Source organism: Xenorhabdus vietnamensis (assembly GCF_002127535.1).
Classification (GTDB): Bacteria; Pseudomonadota; Gammaproteobacteria; order Enterobacterales; family Enterobacteriaceae; genus Xenorhabdus; species Xenorhabdus vietnamensis.
Window position 1 is genome coordinate 99,124 of record NZ_MUBJ01000011.1, and the last position, 3,503, is coordinate 102,626.

General features: G+C 54.1%; 1 tRNA gene and 2 rRNA genes. All 3 read right to left on the bottom strand.

The window, feature by feature from the left end:
* A 5S ribosomal RNA gene (rrf, locus tag Xvie_RS26620) occupies positions 1-101 on the bottom strand.
* Between the two features lie 88 nt (positions 102-189).
* Positions 190-3,099, bottom strand: a 23S ribosomal RNA gene (locus tag Xvie_RS26625).
* 192 nt (positions 3,100-3,291) lie between these two features.
* Positions 3,292-3,367 (bottom strand) — tRNA-Glu (locus Xvie_RS26630).
* Positions 3,368-3,503 lie beyond the last annotated feature (136 nt).

Genomic DNA, 3,503 nt, shown 5'->3' on the forward strand with positions numbered 1-3,503 from the left:
ACTCTCACATGGGGAGACCCCACACTACCATCGGCGCTACGGCGTTTCACTGCTGAGTTCGGCATGGGGTCAGGTGGGACCACCGCGCTATTGCCGCCAGACAAATCCTGGTTTCAACCCCGAACAAGCTGTCATCTGCTTTGAAACTTTGTCATCTGCTCTCTCAGCCCAAAACACCTTCGGTGTTGTCAGGTTAAGCCGCACGGTTCATTAGTACTGGTTAGCTCAACGTCTCGCAACGCTTACACACCCAGCCTATCCACGTCCTCGTCTCGAACGTTCCTTCAGTGTCCTCAAGGGACAAGGGAAGACTCATCTCAAGGCAAGTTTCCCGCTTAGATGCTTTCAGCGGTTATCTCTTCCGCACTTAGCTACCGGGCAGTGCCATTGGCATGACAACCCGAACACCAGTGGTGCGTCCACTCCGGTCCTCTCGTACTAGGAGCAGCCCCTTTCAATCTTCCAACGCCCACGGCAGATAGGGACCGAACTGTCTCACGACGTTCTAAACCCAGCTCGCGTACCACTTTAAATGGCGAACAGCCATACCCTTGGGACCTACTTCAGCCCCAGGATGTGATGAGCCGACATCGAGGTGCCAAACACCGCCGTCGATATGAACTCTTGGGCGGTATCAGCCTGTTATCCCCGGAGTACCTTTTATCCGTTGAGCGATGGCCCTTCCATGCAGAACCACCGGATCACTAAGACCTACTTTCGTACCTGCTCGAGCTGTCACTCTCGCAGTCAAGCTAGCTTATGCCTTTGCACTAACCTCACGATGTCCGACCGTGATTAGCTAACCTTCGTGCTCCTCCGTTACGCTTTGGGAGGAGACCGCCCCAGTCAAACTACCCACCAGACACTGTCCGCAACCCGGATGACGGGCCTACGTTAGAACCTCAAACATTCAAGGGTGGTATTTCAAGGTTGGCTCCATGCAGACTGGCGTCCACACTTCCAAGCCTCCCACCTATCCTACACATCAAGGCTCCAGGTTCAGTGTCAAGCTATAGTAAAGGTTCACGGGGTCTTTCCGTCTTGCCGCGGGTACACTGCATCTTCACAGCGAGTTCAATTTCACTGAGTCTCGGGTGGAGACAGCCTGGCCATCATTACGCCATTCGTGCAGGTCGGAACTTACCCGACAAGGAATTTCGCTACCTTAGGACCGTTATAGTTACGGCCGCCGTTTACTGGGGCTTCGATCAAGAGCTTCGCCTTGCGGCTAACCCCATCAATTAACCTTCCAGCACCGGGCAGGCGTCACACCGTATACGTCCACTTTCGTGTTTGCACAGTGCTGTGTTTTTATTAAACAGTTGCAGCCAGCTGGTATCTGCGACTGGCTTCGGCTCCGGGCGCGGGGCCCTTCACCTAGTGCCAGCGTGCCTTCTCCCGAAGTTACGGCACCATTTTGCCTAGTTCCTTCACCCGAGTTCTCTCAAGCGCCTGAGTATTCTCTACCTGACCACCTGTGTCGGTTTGGGGTACGATCCAATGTTACCTAGAGCTTAGAGGCTTTTCCTGGAAGCAGGGCATCAGCTACTTCAGCACCGTGGTGCCTCGTCATCACGCCTCAGTGTTAACAGGTGACCGGATTTGCCAGGTCACCCCACCTACACGCTTAAACCGGGACAAACCGTCGCCCGGCCAGCCTAGCCTTCTCCGTCCCCCCTTCGCAGTAACACCGGGTACGGGAATATTAACCCGTTGCCCATCGACTACGCCTTTCGGCCTCGCCTTAGGGGTCGACTCACCCTGCCCCGATTAACGTTGGACAGGAACCCTTGGTCTTCCGGCGAGCGGGTTTTTCACCCGCTTTATCGTTACTTATGTCAGCATTCGCACTTCTGATACCTCCAGCATGCCTCACAGCACACCTTCAACGGCTTACAGAACGCTCCCCTACCCAACAACACTTGCGTGTCGCTGCCGCAGCTTCGGTGCATGGTTTAGCCCCGTTACATCTTCCGCGCAGGCCGACTCGACCAGTGAGCTATTACGCTTTCTTTAAATGATGGCTGCTTCTAAGCCAACATCCTGGCTGTCTGAGCCTTCCCACTTCGTTTCCCACTTAACCATGACTTGGGGACCTTAGCTGGCGGTCTGGGTTGTTTCCCTCTTCACGACGGACGTTAGCACCCGCCGTGTGTCTCCCGTGATAACATTCTTCGGTATTCGCAGTTTGCATCGGGTTGGTAAGTCGGGATGACCCCCTAGCCGAAACAGTGCTCTACCCCCGAAGATGACTTCACGAGGCGCTACCTAAATAGCTTTCGGGGAGAACCAGCTATCTCCCGGTTTGATTGGCCTTTCACCCCCAGCCACAAGTCATCCGCTAATTTTTCAACATTAGTCGGTTCGGTCCTCCAGTTAGTGTTACCCAACCTTCAACCTGCCCATGGCTAGATCACCGGGTTTCGGGTCTATACCCTGCAACTTAACGCCCAGTTAAGACTCGGTTTCCCTGCGGCTCCCCTATACGGTTAACCTTGCTACAGAATATAAGTCGCTGACCCATTATACAAAAGGTACGCAGTCACACCCCAAAGGGTGCTCCCACTGCTTGTACGTACACGGTTTCAGGTTCTCTTTCACTCCCCTCGCCGGGGTTCTTTTCGCCTTTCCCTCACGGTACTGGTTCACTATCGGTCAGTCAGGAGTATTTAGCCTTGGAGGATGGTCCCCCCATGTTCAGACAGGATACCACGTGTCCCGCCCTACTCATCGAACTCCCACTGCCAGCGTCTTCAGATACGGGGCTATCACCCTTTACTGCCGGCCTTTCCAGACCGTTCTCCTGACGCTGACACTGATGCTGGTTCTGGGCTGCTCCCCGTTCGCTCGCCGCTACTGGGGGAATCTCGGTTGATTTCTTTTCCTCGGGGTACTGAGATGTTTCAGTTCCCCCGGTTCGCCTCATTAACCTATGAATTCAGTTAATGATAGTGCAACGGATTGCACTGGGTTTCCCCATTCGGACATCGCCGGCTGATGGCGCTTCATATCAGCTCACCGGCGCTTTTCGCAGATTAGCACGTCCTTCATCGCCTCTGACTGCCTAGGCATCCACCGTGTACGCTTAGTCGCTTAACCTCACAACCCGAAGGTGTCTTCGGACTGGAGTTTTGAGAGACTCCCCAATCCCGTCTTCACGACTGGGACTGGGTGTTTCAAATTTTCAGCTTGTTCCGGATTGTTAAAGAGCTATTATTGGTAAACCGACTTTACAGCCCGCTTAACAATAATATCAGGGGGCACCGCCTTTCACACAGGGCCTGAGCAGTGTGGCGTCCCCTAGGGGATTCGAACCCCTGTTACCGCCGTGAAAGGGCGGTGTCCTAGGCCTCTAGACGAAGGGGACATCGAGTCTTCTTCGCAGACGCGCTGCTCATATTACATTTCATCAGACAATCTGTGTGAGCACTGCAACAAAAACTACTATCTCTAGGTAAGGAGGTGATCCAACCGCAGGTTCCCCTACGGTTACCTTGTTACGA